At 33.0% G+C, this 20,437-nt stretch carries 24 protein-coding genes; 3 read left to right on the top strand and 21 right to left on the bottom strand.

From position 1 onward, the window contains the following. Positions 1–49 precede the first annotated feature (49 nt). From Q0857_RS03885 to Q0857_RS03875, 3 genes are all read left to right on the top strand, one after another. On the top strand, positions 50–985 hold the full coding sequence (locus Q0857_RS03885) for an SPOR domain-containing protein (RefSeq protein WP_298532388.1): 936 nt from the start codon (positions 50–52) through the stop codon (positions 983–985). 66 nt (positions 986–1,051) lie between these two features. Beyond that, a complete protein-coding gene (locus Q0857_RS03880; protein WP_298532386.1) occupies positions 1,052–1,561 on the top strand; it encodes an acyl-CoA thioesterase in 510 nt (169 codons plus the stop codon). 55 nt (positions 1,562–1,616) lie between these two features. Next, the gene (locus Q0857_RS03875) at positions 1,617–1,829 is read left to right on the top strand and encodes a hypothetical protein (protein WP_298532385.1); all 213 of its coding nucleotides are present in this window, start codon (positions 1,617–1,619) and stop codon (positions 1,827–1,829) included. Between the two features lie 159 nt (positions 1,830–1,988). Here the strand turns inward: Q0857_RS03875 and Q0857_RS03870 are convergent, their stop codons facing one another. From Q0857_RS03870 to Q0857_RS03775, 21 genes are all read right to left on the bottom strand, one after another. After that, positions 1,989–3,218: a peptidoglycan DD-metalloendopeptidase family protein gene (locus Q0857_RS03870; protein ID WP_298532384.1), complete on the bottom strand. Its 1,230-nt coding sequence runs from the start codon at positions 3,216–3,218 to the stop codon at positions 1,989–1,991. Continuing rightward, a complete protein-coding gene (locus tag Q0857_RS03865) occupies positions 3,215–3,985 on the bottom strand; it encodes a DUF4292 domain-containing protein (RefSeq protein WP_298532382.1) in 771 nt (256 codons plus the stop codon). Before Q0857_RS03865 ends, Q0857_RS03870 begins: the two co-directional genes overlap by 4 nt. Continuing rightward, entirely contained in the window at positions 3,985–5,349 is a 1,365-nt protein-coding gene (locus tag Q0857_RS03860) for a tetratricopeptide repeat protein (RefSeq protein WP_298532380.1), read from the bottom strand. The genes Q0857_RS03865 and Q0857_RS03860 overlap by 1 nt, the downstream gene beginning before the upstream one ends. Continuing rightward, positions 5,342–5,656, bottom strand: a complete 315-nt coding sequence (locus Q0857_RS03855; protein ID WP_298532379.1) for an antibiotic biosynthesis monooxygenase — start codon at positions 5,654–5,656, stop codon at positions 5,342–5,344. Before Q0857_RS03855 ends, Q0857_RS03860 begins: the two co-directional genes overlap by 8 nt. A gap of 16 nt (positions 5,657–5,672) precedes the next feature. After that, positions 5,673–6,692: a sugar phosphate nucleotidyltransferase gene (locus Q0857_RS03850; protein ID WP_298532377.1), complete on the bottom strand. Its 1,020-nt coding sequence runs from the start codon at positions 6,690–6,692 to the stop codon at positions 5,673–5,675. A gap of 44 nt (positions 6,693–6,736) precedes the next feature. Continuing rightward, on the bottom strand, positions 6,737–7,171 hold the full coding sequence (gene dut, locus Q0857_RS03845) for a dUTP diphosphatase (RefSeq protein WP_298532376.1): 435 nt from the start codon (positions 7,169–7,171) through the stop codon (positions 6,737–6,739). After that, positions 7,168–8,634 (bottom strand): polysaccharide biosynthesis C-terminal domain-containing protein, encoded by a 1,467-nt coding sequence (locus tag Q0857_RS03840; RefSeq protein ID WP_298532374.1) that lies wholly within the window; start codon positions 8,632–8,634, stop codon positions 7,168–7,170. Before Q0857_RS03840 ends, dut begins: the two co-directional genes overlap by 4 nt. 163 nt (positions 8,635–8,797) lie before the next feature. Further along, positions 8,798–9,364: a hypothetical protein gene (locus Q0857_RS03835; RefSeq protein WP_298532372.1), complete on the bottom strand. Its 567-nt coding sequence runs from the start codon at positions 9,362–9,364 to the stop codon at positions 8,798–8,800. Next, positions 9,349–9,840 carry a sigma-70 family RNA polymerase sigma factor gene (locus Q0857_RS03830; RefSeq protein ID WP_298532370.1) on the bottom strand — a complete coding sequence of 164 codons (492 nt, stop codon included), beginning with the start codon at positions 9,838–9,840 and terminating at the stop codon, positions 9,349–9,351. Before Q0857_RS03830 ends, Q0857_RS03835 begins: the two co-directional genes overlap by 16 nt. A 4-nt stretch (positions 9,841–9,844) precedes the next feature. Continuing rightward, positions 9,845–10,690 carry an alpha/beta hydrolase gene (locus Q0857_RS03825; protein WP_298532368.1) on the bottom strand — a complete coding sequence of 282 codons (846 nt, stop codon included), beginning with the start codon at positions 10,688–10,690 and terminating at the stop codon, positions 9,845–9,847. 136 nt (positions 10,691–10,826) lie between these two features. Further along, complete coding sequence (atpG, locus tag Q0857_RS03820; protein WP_298532367.1) at positions 10,827–11,687, bottom strand: ATP synthase F1 subunit gamma; 861 nt, start codon at positions 11,685–11,687, stop codon at positions 10,827–10,829. A gap of 46 nt (positions 11,688–11,733) precedes the next feature. Next, entirely contained in the window at positions 11,734–13,314 is a 1,581-nt protein-coding gene (atpA, locus tag Q0857_RS03815) for a F0F1 ATP synthase subunit alpha (protein WP_298532365.1), read from the bottom strand. A 29-nt stretch (positions 13,315–13,343) separates the two neighbouring features. Continuing rightward, positions 13,344–13,880 carry an ATP synthase F1 subunit delta gene (gene atpH, locus Q0857_RS03810; RefSeq protein ID WP_298532363.1) on the bottom strand — a complete coding sequence of 179 codons (537 nt, stop codon included), beginning with the start codon at positions 13,878–13,880 and terminating at the stop codon, positions 13,344–13,346. 4 nt (positions 13,881–13,884) lie between these two features. Beyond that, positions 13,885–14,385 carry a F0F1 ATP synthase subunit B gene (locus Q0857_RS03805; RefSeq protein WP_298532361.1) on the bottom strand — a complete coding sequence of 167 codons (501 nt, stop codon included), beginning with the start codon at positions 14,383–14,385 and terminating at the stop codon, positions 13,885–13,887. A gap of 76 nt (positions 14,386–14,461) precedes the next feature. Further along, a complete protein-coding gene (gene atpE / locus Q0857_RS03800) occupies positions 14,462–14,653 on the bottom strand; it encodes an ATP synthase F0 subunit C (RefSeq protein ID WP_046746066.1) in 192 nt (63 codons plus the stop codon). Positions 14,654–14,686: 33 nt separating this feature from the next. Next, positions 14,687–15,718 (bottom strand): F0F1 ATP synthase subunit A, encoded by a 1,032-nt coding sequence (gene atpB / locus Q0857_RS03795; protein WP_298533112.1) that lies wholly within the window; start codon positions 15,716–15,718, stop codon positions 14,687–14,689. Between the two features lie 147 nt (positions 15,719–15,865). Continuing rightward, positions 15,866–16,234, bottom strand: coding sequence for a DUF6168 family protein (locus Q0857_RS16925; RefSeq protein ID WP_367278076.1), 369 nt, complete (start codon positions 16,232–16,234; stop codon positions 15,866–15,868). A 26-nt stretch (positions 16,235–16,260) separates the two neighbouring features. Further along, positions 16,261–16,503: an AtpZ/AtpI family protein gene (locus tag Q0857_RS03790; protein ID WP_298532359.1), complete on the bottom strand. Its 243-nt coding sequence runs from the start codon at positions 16,501–16,503 to the stop codon at positions 16,261–16,263. After that, complete coding sequence (locus Q0857_RS03785) at positions 16,451–16,885, bottom strand: polymer-forming cytoskeletal protein (RefSeq protein WP_298532357.1); 435 nt, start codon at positions 16,883–16,885, stop codon at positions 16,451–16,453. The genes Q0857_RS03790 and Q0857_RS03785 overlap by 53 nt, the downstream gene beginning before the upstream one ends. Before the next feature lie 18 nt (positions 16,886–16,903). After that, positions 16,904–19,459: a hypothetical protein gene (locus Q0857_RS03780; RefSeq protein WP_298532355.1), complete on the bottom strand. Its 2,556-nt coding sequence runs from the start codon at positions 19,457–19,459 to the stop codon at positions 16,904–16,906. Positions 19,460–19,741: 282 nt separating this feature from the next. Further along, positions 19,742–20,437: an ABC transporter ATP-binding protein gene (locus Q0857_RS03775; protein WP_298532353.1), complete on the bottom strand. Its 696-nt coding sequence runs from the start codon at positions 20,435–20,437 to the stop codon at positions 19,742–19,744.

Below are 20,437 nucleotides of genomic sequence, written 5' to 3'. Positions count from 1 at the left end.
AGTAATGACTTAATTTTTAATAAAAATATTTTTTTTTAACTTTGAGCTCATGCAACTAGAAACCTACATAAGCGATTTACTCTATAGATATGAGTGTGTTACCATCCCAGATTTTGGATCATTTTTAACACAACGCGTATCGGCGACTATTGTGCACGACTCAAATACATTTTACGCACCCAAAAAGGTATTGTCGTTTAATGAACAAATTCAACAAAACGATGGTTTATTAGCACATTATATTGCAGACGTAGAAAAAATACCCTTTGAAGTTGCCAACAGAAAAATTGCAAAACGTGTTGAAATACTAAAGTCCTATTTAACTCAAGGCGAAACCCTTACCTTCAAAAACATTGGTGAAATTATTTTTAATAACGAAGGTAAAATTTTATTTGAACCAGCCTATCATATTAATTACCTAACAGATGCGTTTGGTCTTTCTCAATTTTCAACACCAGTAGTAACTCGAGAAGTTCTCAAAAAAGAAGCTGAAAAAGTTGAACGTGTTATTCCTATTGCTGTAACACCAGAAAAACGTAAATCAAGACCTTATCTTAAATATGCAGCTGTGGCTTTAATAGCTTTAACGTTGGGAGGACTTGGTGCTTCTAAGTTTTATGTAGAACAAATTGAAACGCATAACCAAATAGCGCAAGAAGAGGCCAAAAAGATGCTCGATGCTAAAATTCAGCAAGCTACATTTAGTCTAAACACACTTCCTGAAATTACACTAAATATTACCAAACAAAAGGGTAAATACCATATTGTAGCTGGTGCATTTAGAATAGAAGAAAATTGCGATAAAAAAGTAGAACAACTTAGGTCTGAAGGTTTTAACGCTCGCAAAATTGGCACAAATAAATACGGCTTACATGTTGTAGCTTATAATAGCTATGAAGATAGATTAGACGCTTTAAAAGCGCTAAAAACTATTAAGAAAACGCATAATAAAGATGCTTGGCTAGATGTTAAAAAGCTAGATTAGTTTATCCAACAATACACCTATATTTTCCTGCTTTAATACGTAACTTTGCTGCATCAAAAAAATGCCATGAAAGCAAAAACTCCAGAACAATCTAGAACTATAATGACTGATTTGGTTTTACCAAGTGAAACCAACCCTTTAAATAATTTATTTGGAGGCGAACTATTAGCACGTATGGATCGTGCGGCTAGTATTGCGGCAAGACGCCATTCTAGGCGTATTGTGGTTACGGCATCAGTAAATCATGTAGCCTTTAACAGAGCTGTTCCCTTAGGAAGTGTGGTTACTGTTGAGGCTAAGGTGTCTAGAGCATTTAAAACCTCCATGGAGGTTTATATTGATGTTTGGATTGAAGACAGAGAATCTGGAGAACGCACCAAAGCCAATGAAGCCATATATACATTTGTTGCTGTTGATGAAACAGGAAGACCTATTGCAGTACCAGAGGTTACTCCTGAAACCGATATAGAAAAAGAACGTTTTAATGCTGCCTTAAGACGAAAGCAATTAAGCCTGCTATTAGCAGGGAAAATTAAACCTCAACAGGCAAGCGAATTAAAAGCTTTGTTTGAATAATTAAACCTTTTACAATTATAAATGTCTTAATAGCAGAACCAAATCTTAAAATGCTATGAGACTTATTTTTTTATTAATTGCCTTATTTACCCTGTTAAGCACATCATCATGTGCAACGCATGTACGTACCAGACCAAACCAAGTTACGGTAATAAAAACACCACCTAAGCACTATAAAGTCGTTCGGGTTAAAGGCAAACGTTATTATGTATGGAATGGTAAGCACTATCGTAAAACAAGAAGCGGCTATGTGTTTGTAAAAGTATAAACTTTGAGCGTTACCTAAAGGTCGGGCTTTCACAAGTCGCTCTCTACGAGGAGCTCCAACAATGGTTCAATCCCTAACGCAAAAAACTTCAAAAGGATAGTTGTTGTAATTCATATGAATTAGAAGTTCTTGAAAACAACCACAAGATCACGCTTTAAGTTACATTTTGTAAATCCAACTTCCTGGATTTTCAGTTGTAAAGCCTTTAGATATAGTAAAACTTAATATAGTTTCGCCATTACTTGGATTTGTGAAAACTTCTCCTATTTCTTGTTTTGTAGTTACTTTATCTCCCTTTTTCACATATACGGAAGCCAAATTTTTATAAATGGTTAAATAATTTCCATGGCGAATCATTATAATGGGGTTTACATTTTTTAGCTTCAATATTTCACTGACTTCACCATTAAAAACAGCTCGTGCCTTGGCCCCTTTTGAAGTAGCGATGCGCACCCCATTACTTTTAATAGTTAAAGATCTATCTATGGGATGCCTTTGGTTACCATAACCAAGCCGCACAACACCTCTTTCAACAGGCCATGGTAGCTTACCTTTATTCGATATAAAATTTGAAGCTAAAACTCTTTCTTCAGAGGTTAAAGCAAAACTTTTTGAAGTGGCTTTTTTACCCGCCTTTTTATTCGATTTAACAATGGCTGCCTTTATAATCTTATCAATTTCACGATCAATTTTAGCAGCTTCTCTTTGTTTCTGTTTAATCTGGGAAGTGTATAATGATAAATTCTTTTTAATGGAAGCCATCATAACTTGATGCTGCTTCCGCTCCGACTCTAAGGATTTTTGAACAACTCTATTTTCAGCTATCAGTTTATTTTTATCTTCCTGCTGTTTCAATAACTTAATATTAGTCTCTTGTAATTCAGCCGTTTTATTCTTAATAATTTCTCCCTGTTGCTTTTGATGATCGGAATACTGCTTCATATACTGCATCCGTTTATAGGCCTGCTTAAAATCATTAGAAGACAATAAAAACATAATCTTACTTTGTTGATTTTTACTCTTGTAAGACTTAACAATCATTGCGGCATAATCCGCCTTTAACTGCTTTAACTCATCCCTTAAATTTGAAATCTTCTTTTGGTTAGAAGTAATTTCACGAGTTAACAAATTAGCCTGCTGATTCGTAACTTTTATTAAATTGGAAAGTACGTTAATTTTATAATTAAAATCCTCAATTAACGATAGCTGAGATTTTTCTTTAGACTTGTTTTCAGCCCGTAATGCATTGATTTTTTGAATTTCTCTGCGTAATTCTTGCCGGCGAGACTCTAACTGTTTTTGCTTATTGTTCTGAGCATAACCAAAAGCTCCCGAAAGCAATAATAGCATCAAAAAAACGAACTTATATGTTGGTTTTATAGCTATCATTCCAGTTCAATTTTTTTAAACCCAGATGGTATCTTAAATGGAAATCGCAATTCTTCATTGAGCATAACATTTTTATACTCTAATCCAATAATAGTTTCTTCATTCTCTTCAACCGCAATAACTTTTATGCGCTCTGGTATTATTTGTTCTTCAACTTCTTGATACGAAGAATAGTCAATTTGCAAATGCCTAAATTCTTGTGCCTGAGAAATTTGTTGAGACTTTACCTTAAAATTAGTAGGGTACAACAAAAAGAGTATTTCAAATAATTCTTGTTGCGATTTGGGCTGCACAATGTATGAGTCCTTATCCACACTAGCTGTGTAGTCATTAGTTTTTAATGTATACAAAGTCTCTCCAAATAACAAATTTTGAACCTTTTGAAAATCCAATTCAGTTCCCAACAAATCACTTAAATATTTAAAATCACCATCAAAATAAGTGTTATCTAACTTATTATAAAAACTAACCTTTTCTGGCGTAACCATGGCTCTTATTATCGAAAAGGAAGCGCTTATCCATAATACCTTATCTTTTTCAGCTCTAAAATTAACAGCATGTGTTTGCGATTTTCCTTTTTGTTGAAATGTTATTTTAAGTTTCGCCTGCAAAGTTTTAAATTGAGCAGCCTGCTTTGTGTTTTCTTTTATAAGTTGGCGCGTGGATAAATTTAAATTAGCCTCTCCGCTACTTATTGTTTTTGCCGATTTACAACCAACAATCAATAACAAAACAGCACTAATTATTACAGATGAATATTTACTCATTAATTTGACGATTCTATTTGTTTTGCCTTATCACTAAACGTTTTTGCTTTGGTGGTATTGTTTAATAATGTATACGCTTTACTAAGTTGTTTGTAAAAATCTGCTTCCATATTAACATCATCAATAATATAATCTAAACCTATTTCTAATGCATCTATGGCTTTTTGAGGTTGATTTAGCTCATTTTGAGATACTCCATTTATCAAATAAAGTATAGGTTGCGACGGATATTTTTCAAGAGCTTCATTGCTTACGCTTTGGGCTAAGTCAAATTTATCTAAATCTATATAAAGCAACATCACATTTTTTAAGACATTGAAGTTATTTGGTTCTAACTGCAATCCTTCTTCAAAATATTCTAAAGCCTTGACCTTATCATCTTTAGCTAAATAATATTGACCTAATTCAATAACTGTTTTACTATCATTTATAGTGCTCACCATAGCCGTGGCTTCAACCAAATCTGATTCATATTCTGGATGTTCTCCAACAAACTTTACGAAATCGGTGAGTACCTTAAGCTTAGCTTCAGGCTTTATCTCTGGACTTTTAACCACTATTTTCATAGATTCAATAGCTTTTTTTGCTTCATTATCATCTAAATAAAACTTGTATAAAGCCAAGTGAACTAACTGAGAATTTGGATTAATCTTTAGAAGTTCTTTCGCCGTTTCAAAAGCTTTTTTCTTTTCATTGTTCTCGCTATAGCGAAAAATAAGAGCTAAATAATTGGACTCTTTTTCTGGATTATTCTCAACACGCTCCTGTAAGTTTTTAATTTGATCTTTCTTCCTTCCTGTCTTTTCATAAATACGATTCCTCATAATGTCTCTACTTACGGAAACACCATGCTCAGCGTCCATTTCATCCAAAATCATTAAGGCATCGTCATATTTTTCTGTTCTTACATAAAGTGCTGCTAAATCTTCCTTATAATCTGGATGATATTTTACAAGTTGCTTTACTGTTTGAAGTGCTTTTTCATGTTCATTTTGTGAAGCATAAAAACCATACAACTCATCTAAGAACCATTCATTATCAGGGTCTTTGTTAACCGCTTTTTTTAAAGCATCTTCAGCCAATCCAAAGTCGTTTAGCTTAAAATAGCTTTTACCCAGCTCAAAATATAATACTGGAATTGACTTATCTAAGGCAATACACTTCAAAAATGCTTGTGCAGCTCGATCATAGTTTTCAATACTTTTTTGTTTTAATCCTTCATAAAAAAGTTCTTGAAATTCATCATCATTATCACCTAAATCATCATCAGGCGTTTTATTAAAATCTACCTGTGCATAATTCATCTTAGGAACCAAAACAATTCCTAAAAGAAAAACCAGTATGCAAAAACGATTTTTAATCATATAATTTATCTGCAAGCAAATCTTCAACGACTTCAGATTTACTTACAACTTCTATTTTATTACAAGATGATCGCATTAAATCTCTATACTCATTGGCCTTTTCTGGTAAGTTATCTCCAGAATTTTCAAATTTATCTTTACTTGGCCATTGCGCATAAGCCATAAACTCTAAAGGTTTCTTTTTATGTAATCGAGACCCCAAACTTCCTTCATGCTTATATATTAAAGCCGTTAAACCTTTCCAACCATTAATAAAGTTTTCTTCTTGATTAGGTTTTAACTCAAAAGAATAAAGAACAACATACATAATAAGAATAATATTTCTACTCTAAAACCGAATAATCACCAATGCTAATGCTATTAAAATCACCATTATACTTAACATTATTACCAATCATAGCATTGTTTAACTTAGCATTCTTAATTTCAGAATTCGTTTGTATTAAACTGTTTTCTATAGTTGAATTTTCAATAACTGTGTCACTTCCAACCGATACAAAAGGACCTATAGTTGTATTTTTAAGTACCACGTTTTCGCCAATAAAACAAGGCTCAATAATATTAGAATTTTCTTGTTTAGCAGAAGAGGCTATAAGCTGTTCTTCTCCATCAGCCTTTAAAAACCCTAACATGCGCTTATTAGTTTCAATAGTAATTTCTTTATTTCCGCAATCCATCCACTCATCTACAGTTCCTGTTTTGAACACCTTGCCATCAGTCATCATACGTTTAATACCATCATTTATTTGATATTCACCGCCATTCATAATATTTTCATCTAAGATTTCCTGCAATTTTCTCTTTAAAACAGCAACATCTTTGAAGTAATATATTCCAATTACAGCTTGGTCAGAAACAAACGTTTCAGGTTTTTCAACAAGCTCCATTATTTCATCGTTCGAGTTTAATTTTACAACACCATAAGCTTCTGGATTCTCTACTTGTTTAGTCCAAATCACACTATCTGCAGTAGGATCTAAATCAAACTCAGCTCGAATCAATGTATCTGCATAAGCAATTACAGCAGGTCCAGATAAAGACGGTTTCGCACACATTATGGCATGCCCAGTTCCTAAGGGTTTATCTTGACGATAAATAGACGCTTTAGCTCCTAAACTTGTTGCAAGATGTTCTAAACTAGAAACCACATCATTACCAAACCAAGCCGGGTCTCCCAAAACAAAAGCTATTTCTTCAATAGGTTGTTTTAAAACTTTCGCAATGTCTTTTACTAAACGGTGAACAATAGGTTGTCCGGCCACAGGTATTAAAGGTTTTGGTACGGTTAAACTGTGTGGACGTAATCGAGATCCTCGACCAGCCATTGGGACTATAATTTTCATTTTCCTAATTACTTTTTATTATTAATAGCTATATTTTCAATTTTTTATTTTGTTCCTGTGCTTCCAAAACCACCTTCTCCTCTATCGGTTTCAGAAAGTTCTTCTACCTGATTCCATTCAGCTCGTTCATGTTTTGCAATAACCAATTGTGCAATACGCTCTCCATTTTGAATAGTAAAATCTTCGCTTGAAAGGTTTACCAGAATCACACCTATTTCCCCTCTGTAATCGGCATCAATAGTTCCTGGCGCATTGAGTACAGTAATACCTTTCTTTGCCGCTAAACCACTTCGTGGGCGCACCTGTGCCTCAATACCAACGGGTAACTCTATAAACAAGCCCGTACCCACAATACTTCGTTCTAAAGGCTTTAATACTCTATCTTCTGACAAACTAGCACGTAAATCCATTCCTGCGGATGCAATGGTCTCATAGTGAGGTAAATCGTGATTAGACTTGTTTATTATTTTAATTTTCATGCTTTCTTATTTAAAAGTTGCTTAATTTCCTGTCGTTCTGAAAAATATACGATCCCCAAAAATACAATTAACATAGATACACCTACCAAATAATTACCTCTATATTGATAGAAAGATACTATTGAAAATGTTATACTAAGCAGCATATACAAACCTATTTTTTTTAAATTATAAGGAATGGGGTAGTATTTCCGCCCAAAATAAAATGATAACAGCATCATGGTTGAATAGGCTGCCAATGTTGCTATGGCCGACCCTTTATAGCTCATTATGGGAATCAACCAAAAGTTTAGAATTAGAGTTAAAACGGCTCCAAAAACAGAAATATATGCACCAAACTTTGTTCTATCGGTTATTTTATACCAAACGGATAAATTATGATATATGCCTAAACAGAAATTTGCCAATAATAAAATAGGTACAATCCACATAGCGGACCAGTAATCTTCATCTCCAATAAGAATGACTTTTAACACATCGGCAAAAACAACAACACCGAGCATAATTAATGACCCGAAAATGATAAAGAACTCTAATATTTTAGCATAGTTTTTTTGTGGATTTTCCGCTTTAGCATGACTAAAAAAGAAGGGTTCTATTCCTAGTCTATAAGCTGTGGCAAATAAAGTCATAAACAAAGCCAATTTATAACAAGCAGAATACATACCAATTTGAGTTTCTGCAATATTTTCGGGTAATATTTTATCAAGTAAAATACGATCAAAAGTTTCATTTACCGAAAAGGCTAGTCCGGCAACAAAAATAGGCAAGGCATAATGCATCATCTTTTTCCAAAGTTGCTTGCTGAAAGTATAGTTTACTTTAAAGTAAAGTGGCAACATGATTAAAAGCGTTACAGCACTAGCAATCAAGTTTGCAATTAGAATATAATTAATTTCGAAATTTGGCTTGTAAATGGTATCAAAAAATGAAGATTCAAGTGCTAGATCATCCAACCAAATAAGAAAAAACAGATTTAAACCTAAATTTATAACAACGTTTAATATTTTAATTACTGCATACCTTGTGGGTTGCTCATTAGCCCTTAACCAAGCAAAAGGCATAATTACCAAAGCATCGAATAATAAAATCCAAATAACGAGATTAATGTACTCCACTTTAATATCTACCAAACTTGAGATTTGATTTCTGAAGATAATTGCAGAAAAGAAAAATGCTAAAGATGTGAATATTAATGATACTACCGAAGTCCCTATAACTTTGCCTTTATCATCCTCTTTATTATAAAACCTGAAGAACGCGGTTTCCATCCCGTAGGCCAAAATAATATTAAATAAAACAAAATAGGAATAAATAATAGATACGCTACCATAGTCTGCAACTGTTTTTAATACTTCATCATCTGTATGGAGTCTTACCAATAAGAAGCTCAACATTCTAGGTAAAACTGTAGCCAACCCATAAATAAATGTTTGCTTAAATAATGACTTAAGTGCGCTCAATAGTTGTTTTTTATGCCGCTAAAAGTACGTTTTTCGCCAATGCCAACCAAAGATAAGTTATCTCATGAGTGTATCTGTTTTATTGAAGACTTTTAATCCTTTTTAAACCAAATAAAAATGCCTCATAAATGAGGCATTTTTATTTCAAGCAAAGTTTATAATATCAACTTTGTAGCTGTTTTAAAAGGTTTATTTCATTTAAGACTTGTTTTCTAATAAAAATACCCATAACGATTAAAAATACGAATCCAGATACTAGGATATAATAATAAAACCCTACAGATAAACCTTCCTTAAAAAATGGTAATAGCAACGCAAAACCTACAATATATGAAGCAAATACTATGGGGGTAATTATATAGTGCGTTTTGATACGTTGTTTATAATAATTAGTTATTATATTTTTAAACTTACTGGCCTTAACAGAAAGATTAACTTGCTTAAGTTTTTCAATACTAAAACGCTCTATTATTATTCTGGTTAACAAAGAACCTATCATTAACCCTAACGCTAAAGCTACTGTTACATTATTATAGGCTGCGATATAAAAAAAGAATCCTACTAAAACAACTGTTGTAATACCTAGTACGATATTAGTTATACGTTGCTTCTTTTTTAGTAAATCTGTTTTTTCAACAATCAATTCGGCACCATTATGAGGTACTGTTATGTTTAGCTGCATTTTCCATTGGGATTTTAAATCATCAAAATTTATCATTTTTTTACGCATTTAGTTAATTTTTCTTTTATTCTGTGAATTCTCACTCGAATGGCTTCATGGCTTATCCCCATAACATCTGCTATTTCTTTTTGTGGCAAGCCCTCTAGTTCAAGTAGAATAATACTTTTGCCATCACTGTTAAGGGTATTAATACAGTTATATAATTGTTTTAGTTGTATTGACTTATTTTCCTCTTGAAATGAATCATCTGTACTTTCCATTACATTAAGAAGGTTTGAAATTTCAACAGGTTTCTTTTTCCGAAGACTCATTAAACAAGTATTTACGGTAATTCTATAAATCCATGTTGACACACTTGATTCGTTTCTAAAAGTTCCAATATGTTCCCAAATTTTTATAAAAACTTCCTGTGCCAAATCTGCAGACAGCATCTCGTCGCCATTTGTATAACCCATGCATAAACGATGTACCTTAGCATAATTGGATTTATATATTTTGTCGAATTTAGACTCCAACGTTTTCATAAATTTATTTTAATTCAGCTTTAATCGAACTTAATAACCATTCTGGTTGATCGTACATGATAAAATGTGCTGAACCTTTGGCGTATTTAATAGTATAGTTATCAAGATTGGTATATTGTGCATCGAAGTTCTTTTTAACATTTTCCTCACCATAAGGTTCAGTAGCTGCTAAAATAGACACAGGAGCCTTTATAGAAGCTATAGTTTCACGTAAATCCAATTTCATTAAATCTGTATAACCATAAACATAAGTCTCTCTATCGGCCTTTAAAATCCAATCTTTAATAAGTACTTGCTTATCTTCTTTTGAGGTCATACCAGACGCCATTTGGGTAGCCATGGCGCCAAAAGCCTCTGCATTCATTTCTAATGATTGCTTGTTATAGGGGTTATCATATTTTACATTTTCACTTTTAAAATTAGGCATCATTAAGGCTCCAATAGAGGGTAAGGCATCTATAACAATAACTTTTTTGAATTTAGCATCTTCATCAGAAGCCAACCAAAGTCCAAGAGAACCTCCTAAACTATGCCCAATTATTGTTGCCTCTTCCAAATGCTCATTAGAAATATAAGAAGCCACACCTTCTTTAACTTTTGGTAACCATGGTTTTTCTATAGGTGCTACATCACCAAATCCAGCAAAAGTAAAAATATGGCATTCATTTGTTTTTGATAAGTCTTCTACAACCTCATTCCAAACATCTCCAGTACAAGCAAAACCAGGAAATAACAATATAGGATCACCGTTTCCAACAACGTCTACTTTAAAAGATGGATTTGTTTCAGCATTTGAAAAAAAACTGAAAGACATAACTACTAAAAATACTAGGTTTTTAATTAATTTCATGATATACATTTTAAATTGATTTTCCCTTTAGATTCAAAATCAAAAAAATGTTACATAAAATTTTAAAAAAATAAAAGCCCCACTAAAAAGTGAGGCTTTATTTTGTGAAGATTCTTCACTATTTTAAAGAATTGTTCTAATTATTTAAAGCTTCAGCTCCACCAACAATTTCTAAAATCTCATTAGTAATTGCCGCTTGACGTGCTTTATTATAAGTTAATTTCAATTGATCTCTTAACTCTGTAGCATTATCTGTTGCTTTATGCATTGCTGTCATACGTGCACCATGCTCTGAAGCAAAAGAATCTCTAATACCTTTATACAATTGTGTTTTTAAAGACTTAGGAATAAGCTCTTCAACAATTTCTAGTTTTGATGGTTCAAAAATGTAATCTGCATTAACATTAGCATCACCTTCAACTGGAACAATTGGTAAAAACTGCTCAGTCATCACTATTTGAGTTGCTGCGTTTTTGAATTTGTTATAAACTATTTCAATTTTATCAAACTCACCCGCAACAAACTTATCCATTAAAAGTTGAGCGATTTCGGCAACATTATCAAATGTTAAATCATCAAAAACTTCACTCTTATTAGCAATAACATTATTGGTCTTTTTAAAAGCATCATTTGCCTTTTTACCTATAGCTAAATAAGAAACCTCTTGATTAGCATAAGTTTCAGTAGTTAATTTATTAACCTCTTTAATGATGTTTGAATTAAAAGCTCCTGCTAAACCTCTATTAGATGTAATAGGCACTATAAGCACTTTCTTTAACTCACGCTCTTCAGAATAAGCACTGCCAGAATCTGCATCTAAAGTCGCACTTAAGCTTTGTAAAAGCTCAGTTAACTTATCTGCATAAGGACGCATTGCTGTAATAGCATCTTGTGCCTTCTTTAACTTAGCGGCCGATACCATTTTCATGGCACTGGTAATCTGCATCGTTGAAGATACTGATGATATTCTGTTACGTATTTCCTTTAAATTTGCCATATTTTAAAATATGAAATAGGATTCCCACTTTCGTGGGAATCATAAATTATGCTATATATTTTCCTGATAAATCTTTTGCTACAGCTGTTAATGTATCTGTAACCTCATCAGTTAATTTTCCTGCTTTTAATGTGCTTAATACACCTGCATGCTTAGCTCTTAAGAATTCAATGAAATCTCTTTCAAATTCTTTAACTTTCTCTACAGGAACATCTTTTAACAAGTTTTTTGAACCTGCGTAAATAATTGCGACTTGATCTTCAACTGTAAATGGATCGTTTTGAGCTTGTTTTAAAATCTCAACGTTACGTTTACCTTTTTCAATTACATTTAAAGTAACAGCATCTAAATCTGAACCAAACTTCGCGAAAGCTTCTAATTCACGGAATTGTGCTTGGTCTAACTTTAATGTACCCGATACTTTCTTCATGGACTTAATCTGTGCGTTACCTCCAACACGAGATACCGAGATACCAACGTTAATTGCAGGACGAACACCAGAGTTAAATAAATCTCCATCTAAGAAAATTTGCCCATCTGTAATAGAAATTACGTTTGTTGGGATATATGCAGAAACGTCACCTGCTTGAGTTTCAATAATTGGTAAAGCTGTTAAAGACCCTCCACCTTTCACTAATGGTTTTAATGAATCTGGTAAATCGTTCATGTCTTTAGCAATACTGTCATCATTGATCACTTTTGCAGAACGCTCTAATAATCTAGAGTGTAAGTAGAAAACGTCACCTGGATACGCTTCACGTCCCGGTGGTCTTCTTAATAATAAAGATACCTCACGGTAAGCAACAGCTTGTTTAGATAAATCATCATAGATGATTAATGCTGGGCGACCAGTATCTCTAAAGTACTCACCAATTGCAGCACCCGCCATTGGCGCGTATACTTGCATTGGAGCAGGATCAGAAGCATTTGCAGCTACAATGGTTGTATATGCAAGTGCACCTCTTTCTTCTAATACTTTAGCAATATTCGCTACTGTAGATGCTTTTTGACCTACAGCAACATATATACAATATACAGGCTCACCTGCATCGTAAAATTCTTTTTGATTTAAGATGGTATCAATACAAACTGTTGTTTTACCAGTTTGACGGTCACCAATAACCAACTCACGTTGTCCACGACCTACAGGAATCATCGCATCGATAGATTTGATACCTGTTTGTAATGGTTCAGTTACAGGCTCACGGAAAATAACTCCAGGCGCTTTACGCTCTAAAGGCATTTCATAAGTTTTACCAGAAATTGGTCCTTTTCCATCAATAGGATTTCCTAATGTATCAACAACACGACCAACTATACCTTCACCAACATTAATCGAAGCAATACGTCTTGTACGTTTTACTGTAGATCCTTCTTTTACACCTACTGATCCACCTAATAATACAATACCAACGTTATCTTCTTCAAGGTTTAGTACAATACCTTCAAGTCCGCCTTCGAATTCAACTAACTCACCATATTGAGCGTTTGATAATCCGTAAGCACGTACAATACCATCACCTACAGTTAATACAGTTCCAACTTCATCTAATGAAGCGCTAGCCTCAAAACCTGAAAGTTGTTTTTTTAAGATTGCTGATATTTCAGCTGGTTTTACTTCTGCCATCTTATTATTTATTTAGATATATAAATATCTTAGTTTAATGTAAATTCTCTTTTTAAATTGTTAAGTTGATTTGCAACACTAGCATTATATTGCACATCACCAACTCGTAAAATGAAACCACCTAAAATGCTTTCATCAATAATATTTTCTACTTCAACATTTTTACCTGTCAGTTCTTTAGCCTTTGCTAAAACTTCCTTCTTTAATGCTGGCGTTAACGCCACAGCTGTTGTAACAGTAGCTAATTGAATACCTTTAGACTCATCATACAGGGCATTGTATTTTGATGCTACGTTACCTAAAATATCAATTCGGTTATTGGTATCTAAAATATCAATTAAGCTTAATGTTATTTTATTAGATTTTTTAAAAACATCTAATAAAACCGCTTTCTTGTTAGAAGAAGGCACTACAGGACTTTGAAGCATGCTGCTTAACTCTTTACTATCTGCAATAGTATCAGCAATTAACTTCATATCTTTATTTACAGCATCTGCTGCTTTTTGATCTGATGCTAAGCTCAATACTGCTTTTGCATAACGGATTGCTGCTCTTGCTCCTGCCATGTCCTTATTTTGAAGTTTTTTCAGCCAACATAGTTTCAACCAACGCTAATTGTTTGTCTTTGTTAGATAATTCAGTACGCACTACTTTTTCAGCAATCTCTAGAGATAAGCCTGCTACGTGATTTTTAAGTTCAGCCATCGCTGATTTCTTTTCACTTTCAATAGCAGCTTGTGCTTGCTCTATAATTTTATTAGCTTGTTCTTGAGCTTCACCTTTAGCGTCTTCAATCGTTTTATTTTTAATATCACGCGCTTCTTTTAACATCGCTTCACGTTCTGCTCTAGCTTCTTTCAATAACTTCTCGTTATCAGCCTGAAGATTCGTCATTTCTAATTTTGCTTTTTCAGCAGAATCTAACGCATCTTGAATACCATCTTCACGCTTTTCAACAGCATCAAGAATAGGTTTCCAAGCAAATTTTCTTAAAAGTAAAACTAACCCTATGAACAATACTAATTGCCAAAAGAATAATCCTATTGAAAACTCATTAATTAACTTTTCCATTTATCTATATAGATTTTAAACTGTACTAATTTTTAAAAAACAGCTTTAACCAACCGTTAAAGCTGTTTTCGTTTTTTTAAGCTGCAAATAAAGCAGCAAATCCAATACCTTCAATAAGTGCTGCTGCAATAAGCATAGCTGTTTGGATTTTTCCAGAAGCTTCTGGTTGACGTGCAATGGCATCCATTGCAGATCCACCAATTTTACCGATACCTAAACCAGCACCAATAACGATTAAACCTGCTCCTACAATGTTTGGAATTGTCATAATGTATATATATTAAAAATTAAACATTCTTTTTTAGTGGTCGTCATGATGTTCTTCAACAGCCGACCCGAAATATAAAGCAGATAACATGGTAAAGATATATGCTTGTAATGCAGCTACTAAAAGTTCTAACAATGATAAAGCAAATGCTAAACCAAATGATAATGAACTTCCTAGCCAGTTTTTAAATATGAACATTAAACCAATTATACTCATTAATACAATGTGACCCGCTGTGATATTTGCATACAAACGAATCATTAATGAAAATGGTTTAATAATAGTACCTAACAACTCAATTGGTGCTAAAATTATTTTCATAGGTGTTGGCACCCCTGGCATCCAGAAAATGTGACCCCAGTAATTTTTATTAGCTGTAAAAGTTGTCAAGAAATATGTGATTAGTGCTAAAGCTAATGTTACCGCAATATTGTTTGTAACATTTACCCCTAGCGGTGTTAATCCTAGTAAGTTAATAATCCAAATAAAGAAGAATACAGTTAACAAATAAGGCATATACCTTTTGTATTTCTTTTCTCCAATATTGGGAACAGCAATATCATCTCTTATATAAAGAATAATTGGCTCTAAGAATCTACCCATTCCCTTAGGGATACTAGATGTTTTATATCTTTTAGCCATTCTGCTAAACATAACAAACATGAGTAGTCCAACTAAAAATATGGTAAATACATTCTTAGTAATAGAAAAGTCTATTGGTTTTACATTTGTTGGGTGATGATGCTCATCAAGATCGATAGTTCCAGCAGCATCCGTTTTGTATACCTTATTATGAAATAATGTGTAGTAATCTCCGTTTACCTCAGCAACAGATTCTCCATGATGAAATTTTGAAGAAGAAAATACTTTTAATCCATTGTCCCATAAAATAACTGGTAAAGGAAAACCAACATATTTATGCTCTCCAGCATCTGTAGTGTAAGATGTTAGGCTAAAATCATGCGTATCAAGTAAGTGATGATTTATATATTCTTTTATTTCAGTTTTTATATCTCCCTCTCCTTCATGTTTTTCTTCTTTAGCAAAAGAAAACGCTGTTATCATTAAGAAGAATAAACAAATCGTTTTTCTAGAAATAATATTTTGCATATCACTTATTATAAATAGTGGCTTAAAAATCGGTGCAAAGGTATGTTTTTATCTGAAAAGCCAAAAACAAATTTTAATATTATTTATTTACTTCAATTTTAACTATTTATAATTGTCCAAACTGTTGAGAAACTTGGACAAAATAACACTTTCGACTATGAGACAAACTACATATGGAATGAAGAAAGTTAAAAACTCTGAGCGTGTTAAATCGCCATCTGCATTATACTCTGGGTAGAAAAGAATAAAAAAGAAAACGAATTTTAACATGCTTGCGAACATAAAGATAAACCCCAGTTGATCTCTTAATCGTTTTTTTAATAAAAACAGAAGCACAATAACTCCACAAGCCAGCAAAATATTAATGCTATAAGAGTATACTAATTGATTAACTTCTACTGCGATTTCAAATAAAGAATTAACAAGAAAATGAAAAGCAAAAGCTATAACAGCAATAAAAACTACCGTCAAGCAGTTTATAACAAGTTTTCTTAAAGTCAAGGGTTTAACTTCTTTATTTGTTTAAGTACGGCATACAATGAAATGGCGACGCCTGCGAGGGTGCATATCACCAAAAAAGCTTTGGAGTTATCTGTAAATTTGGCATCTAACCATTTACCCAATATTACAAAAAGGTAAATGGTAACACCCATTTGTATTGCAATTCCAGATAAAGCAGCAATTTGCTTAAGCTGTTTTGCCTGCTTCTGGTTTTCTTTGTTCTTGTGGTTGTGCGCCATTACCGTTATTCATTGCTTTTACAGTGCCTTTCATTACACAAGTCACATTAAAAGTAGCTCCGGGTTCTACAGCTAGTTTGCCAACAACAACTTCGCCTTCAATATGTGCAGAAGATTTTAAAGTTAAAGTACCTGATAAAGCTAATTTTCCAGAAAACTTCCCTTCAAAATAAGCATCGGTGCCATTTAAAGTACCTTTTATTAAACCTGCTTTTCCAACAACCACTTTTCCTGTAGTTTTAATATTTCCTTCTATAGTACCATCGATTCTAAAATCGCCTTCACTATTGAAGTCGCCAATCATTTTTGTGCCTTGGGCTACAATATTCTGGCTTGCTGAACCTTCTGTCATTTGTCTTTCTTTTTTGTTTTCAGAGAACATAATAATTATTTGTTAGGGTTAGTTATTATAGAGATTCAAATATGCATCCAAGTTTTTATGAATCTGCATAATTTGATAGTTTGTAGATGAAACTACAAAATAGGGGGCTTTTATTTTTTTCTTATCTTCTTTAATTATCAATTGATCAAATGTTTCAGCAACCTGTTTCGATTTTATACCGTGCACAATAACGAAAGTTGTTTTAGGATCATAAACATCTACAGACGACTTTAACTTATAATACCTAACATGTTTTAGAACCGTATCTAAAGTGGTTTTAAAACCTGAAATAGTTTCTTGTTTTGGTTCTTTAAATTGAAACACAACCTTATGTCCAACCCTAATACTGTCATTAGATTCAACAAAATCGGTGCTAGCTAATTTAGGCAAAATATTTGATTCGATATTTTGAGCCTGTTTCCCCTCGGGAGTATTCGCATAAGTAACTGCCAAATAATTAATATCTTTTTTATAAGCTTCGTAGCCGTATAAACGCCCGTTGGCGGTGGCTTTTAGCAATTCAAATTTTGGTACAATGGCGTCACCATCAAACCTATTGATATAATCTTCACTTTTTGAAATCACAGCCGCGTATTCCTGGTTTTCATGCTGAATATATAAAGCTTCGTATAAGCTTTGCGGACTATTTTCATCTCTTCCAGATACGAGTTCAGGGTTTTTTAAAATAGTAGTATATCTAGAATCGGGATATGTATTTATAATATTGTTTTTTGCAATTAAAGCTTCGTCACTTTCACCTAATAATTCGTAAATTTTATACAAGTTATATTCAGAAGGTAATATGAGCCTTTCTTCAGGGTTGCTTTTTAATAAATTTTGAAATTTACTTTTTGCTAATTCGTATTCCTTAAACTTCTCTTTATAAATAAGCCCTAATTGATAGTATGCATAATTTCTATCTTTTGAAATACTATCTATTTCTTTTTCGTCTGTTGGTATTTTTGAAATATAATACTCAGGGTCAAACTTTTCTTCGTTTGAAATTGTTGCTAAAGCATCAAATGCTGGGTTGCTCGTAGCTAAACCTGAAAACCCTTTGCTCGATAGCCTCCAATCGTCCTCTAATTGCCTATCTCCCCAGATTTTAACAAATTCATTTTTGCCATAAGCCACTGTGGTGGGGTTATAAAAGTAAAACAATGGTGCTTTATCAACTGCGCCTATGCTTGATCGACCTCCAATTTGGTTATTAACAGTTACAAGTCCATTATTACGCTCTGCTGCCTCGGCACGTTCTTTTTCGAGTTCTGCCTTAAATTTTAACTCCTTAACATATTCATTAAAATACAAAGCACGCTCTCCATCAGGCATATTGATTAACCTTAAAACACTATCATTAACTTTAGCAATACCTTCGTAGTAAATAACATCGTTCAAGTTATCTCGTTTTCTTTTAATAACACGATATGGTTTAGAATTTAATGGGAGACTACTCATTGTACTATCATAGTACTCACCAGCATCTGCATACAGAGAACTATCAAAGTACATATCGCCAAGAGTTTCATAATTCTTAGCTTTCAAATGATTATCTCTGGTATCCGTTCTTAAGGAATAATTATAATAAGCGATAGCTAAAGAATCTGAACCTAAATTTCGGTAAAACTCGGCGGTTTGATGGTATATTTTATCTAAAAACGGTCTATTTTCTCTATTTTCTTCTAATTCTCGCAATAATTCGGCTATTTCAAACCGATCATCATGCTCAACATCAAAATTCTTAACTTTTTCCAGATGCGCTGCAATCATATAGATTCTAGGTATCTTTCTATTTAGTTCAATCACTTTATCAAAAACAATGTTAGCACTATCCTTGTAACCTAATTTATTATACAATTGTCCCTGAATAAAACGGTATCTCCCTCGTTCGTCATGATTTTTTGTAGCATGAGACGCAATTTCTAATTGGGTAATGGCCGTATCAATAACTTGGGTATTTAAATAGGCTTGTGCTAAAGTTGATGTAGCATCGGCCAAATCTTGACCTTCAATATCTTCTTGTCGCAATAGTCGTTTAAGATTCTTAATAGCCAGCTCATTATTATCTAAACGCATATTTGTTTTCTCGCGCCAAATTTTTGCTTGATTTATCTTATCACTAGCAGCATATTTGTATAAGATATAATTGAAAGCTTCCAAAGCTGGAATAAAGCGCTCATCAAAATACCTAGATTTACCTAAAAGTATATAGGCTTCATCCATTTGAGGGTTTTTTTCTTTGCCCTCAATATTCATACTATGCTTTTGAATAGCTTTTATAGCCTTCTCTTCTGCTCTTGTGAAGTTTTCGTTTTTTGATTGCCCCGGCAACACAATTTCTTCGGTAAGCTGCATGCGCTCAACTGGTAAAACTTCCCAATAATTATCAAAATACGAAGCATTCAGACTTTCCTTTCCTTGCTCTAAAGCTATTTGACCATTATACAAAATATTATATTCTGTACTTAGGGCATGCATATTCCTACTAATAAACTTATCCTTTTTTCTGGAGCAGCTAAACGCAAGTAACGCACAAAAAACAAAGGTTAGTATAGCTTTAAAAGATGTTTTCATTGACTTTAGAATTTTTACTCCGCCTGGAATAAAATAAAAATTTTGTTCTTAAATCAACCGCTTTGTTTTGTTCGAAAAAATCACATTTCTTTAAATTAATCAACAGAATAATTTCTAAGAACTCATTTCAAGGCAGGTATTTTTAGTCTAAAATAATAACTATTATACGTTGTTATTATTATATAGCTGGGTAAAAATAAACATCTTTTTGAATTATCGGCAGATATCTGTAGAAATTACCATAATTAGTACTCTAACTAAAAGGATTATGGCAACTAGAGATTAACCAGCAAAATGGGCCTCTAACTCCTTTAAAGTAGCCTCGCTCGTAGCCAAATCTTTTACAACTTCACCTTTTTCTAACACTACAATACGCTCACAAACCTCTGTAACATGCATTAAATCATGACTAGAAATTAAAACGGTAACTCCCTTTGCTTTGGCTAAATTCTTTATAATTTCTTTTAATCTGATTTGAGTTGTTGGGTCTAAATTGGCAAAAGGCTCATCTAGGATAACAACTTCAGGATTTCCAATAAGCGCTGCCACAATTCCAGCTTTCTTTTGATTTCCTTTACTCAAATCTCGTAAATACTTTTTTTGCCCTAATATTTCTCCATGAAAAAAGTTTGAAAACTGAGCAACAAGGGCATCAACATCTGCCTTGTTTTGCCCTCGTAATTCACCAATAAAATAAAAATATTCTTCTGCTGTTAGATATCCAATCAAAAAGCTTTCGTCAATAAAAGCAGATGTAAAAGGTTTCCAATCTTCACTTTCATTTACCAAAATATCGTTATTTATAATAGCACCCGTAGTCGGTTGAATTAAGTCTAATAACAAACTAAAATACGTCGTTTTTCCAGCACCGTTATTACCAACTAAGCCAAAACTCTGCCCTTTAGGAATCTCTAAAGCCTCTATATTTAGAACTTCATTTTCATTGTATTTTTTTGAAAGATTCGATGTTGTAATCAT

Source organism: uncultured Algibacter sp., assembly GCF_947495925.1.
GTDB lineage: Bacteria > Bacteroidota > Bacteroidia > Flavobacteriales > Flavobacteriaceae > Algibacter_E.
The sequence above is the reverse complement of the archived record's forward strand: the minus strand, read 5'-3'. Positions and strand labels throughout refer to the sequence as shown.

Excerpts from the sequence above, each read along its gene's own strand:
- Q0857_RS03875 (WP_298532385.1), top strand. The coding sequence starts at position 1,617 with ATGAGACTTATTTTTTTATTAATTGCCTTATTTACCCTGTTAAGCACA.
- atpH (WP_298532363.1), bottom strand. The coding sequence starts at position 13,880 with ATGGCAGGAGCAAGAGCAGCAATCCGTTATGCAAAAGCAGTATTGAGC.
- Q0857_RS03805 (WP_298532361.1), bottom strand. The coding sequence starts at position 14,385 with ATGGAAAAGTTAATTAATGAGTTTTCAATAGGATTATTCTTTTGGCAA.
- Q0857_RS03880 (WP_298532386.1), top strand. The coding sequence starts at position 1,052 with ATGAAAGCAAAAACTCCAGAACAATCTAGAACTATAATGACTGATTTG.
- atpG (WP_298532367.1), bottom strand. The coding sequence starts at position 11,687 with ATGGCAAATTTAAAGGAAATACGTAACAGAATATCATCAGTATCTTCA.
- atpE (WP_046746066.1), bottom strand. The coding sequence starts at position 14,653 with ATGACAATTCCAAACATTGTAGGAGCAGGTTTAATCGTTATTGGTGCT.
- Q0857_RS03780 (WP_298532355.1), bottom strand. The coding sequence starts at position 19,459 with ATGAAAACATCTTTTAAAGCTATACTAACCTTTGTTTTTTGTGCGTTA.
- Q0857_RS03835 (WP_298532372.1), bottom strand. The coding sequence starts at position 9,364 with ATGCGTAAAAAAATGATAAATTTTGATGATTTAAAATCCCAATGGAAA.
- dut (WP_298532376.1), bottom strand. The coding sequence starts at position 7,171 with ATGAAAATTAAAATAATAAACAAGTCTAATCACGATTTACCTCACTAT.
- Q0857_RS03865 (WP_298532382.1), bottom strand. The coding sequence starts at position 3,985 with ATGAGTAAATATTCATCTGTAATAATTAGTGCTGTTTTGTTATTGATT.
- Q0857_RS03825 (WP_298532368.1), bottom strand. The coding sequence starts at position 10,690 with ATGAAATTAATTAAAAACCTAGTATTTTTAGTAGTTATGTCTTTCAGT.
- Q0857_RS03830 (WP_298532370.1), bottom strand. The coding sequence starts at position 9,840 with ATGAAAACGTTGGAGTCTAAATTCGACAAAATATATAAATCCAATTAT.
- Q0857_RS03790 (WP_298532359.1), bottom strand. The coding sequence starts at position 16,503 with ATGGCGCACAACCACAAGAACAAAGAAAACCAGAAGCAGGCAAAACAG.
- Q0857_RS03785 (WP_298532357.1), bottom strand. The coding sequence starts at position 16,885 with ATGTTCTCTGAAAACAAAAAAGAAAGACAAATGACAGAAGGTTCAGCA.
- Q0857_RS03885 (WP_298532388.1), top strand. The coding sequence starts at position 50 with ATGCAACTAGAAACCTACATAAGCGATTTACTCTATAGATATGAGTGT.
- Q0857_RS03870 (WP_298532384.1), bottom strand. The coding sequence starts at position 3,218 with ATGATAGCTATAAAACCAACATATAAGTTCGTTTTTTTGATGCTATTA.
- Q0857_RS03855 (WP_298532379.1), bottom strand. The coding sequence starts at position 5,656 with ATGTATGTTGTTCTTTATTCTTTTGAGTTAAAACCTAATCAAGAAGAA.
- Q0857_RS03860 (WP_298532380.1), bottom strand. The coding sequence starts at position 5,349 with ATGATTAAAAATCGTTTTTGCATACTGGTTTTTCTTTTAGGAATTGTT.
- Q0857_RS03850 (WP_298532377.1), bottom strand. The coding sequence starts at position 6,692 with ATGAAAATTATAGTCCCAATGGCTGGTCGAGGATCTCGATTACGTCCA.
- atpA (WP_298532365.1), bottom strand. The coding sequence starts at position 13,314 with ATGGCAGAAGTAAAACCAGCTGAAATATCAGCAATCTTAAAAAAACAA.
- atpB (WP_298533112.1), bottom strand. The coding sequence starts at position 15,718 with ATGATAACAGCGTTTTCTTTTGCTAAAGAAGAAAAACATGAAGGAGAG.
- Q0857_RS03775 (WP_298532353.1), bottom strand. The coding sequence starts at position 20,437 with ATGATTACAACATCGAATCTTTCAAAAAAATACAATGAAAATGAAGTT.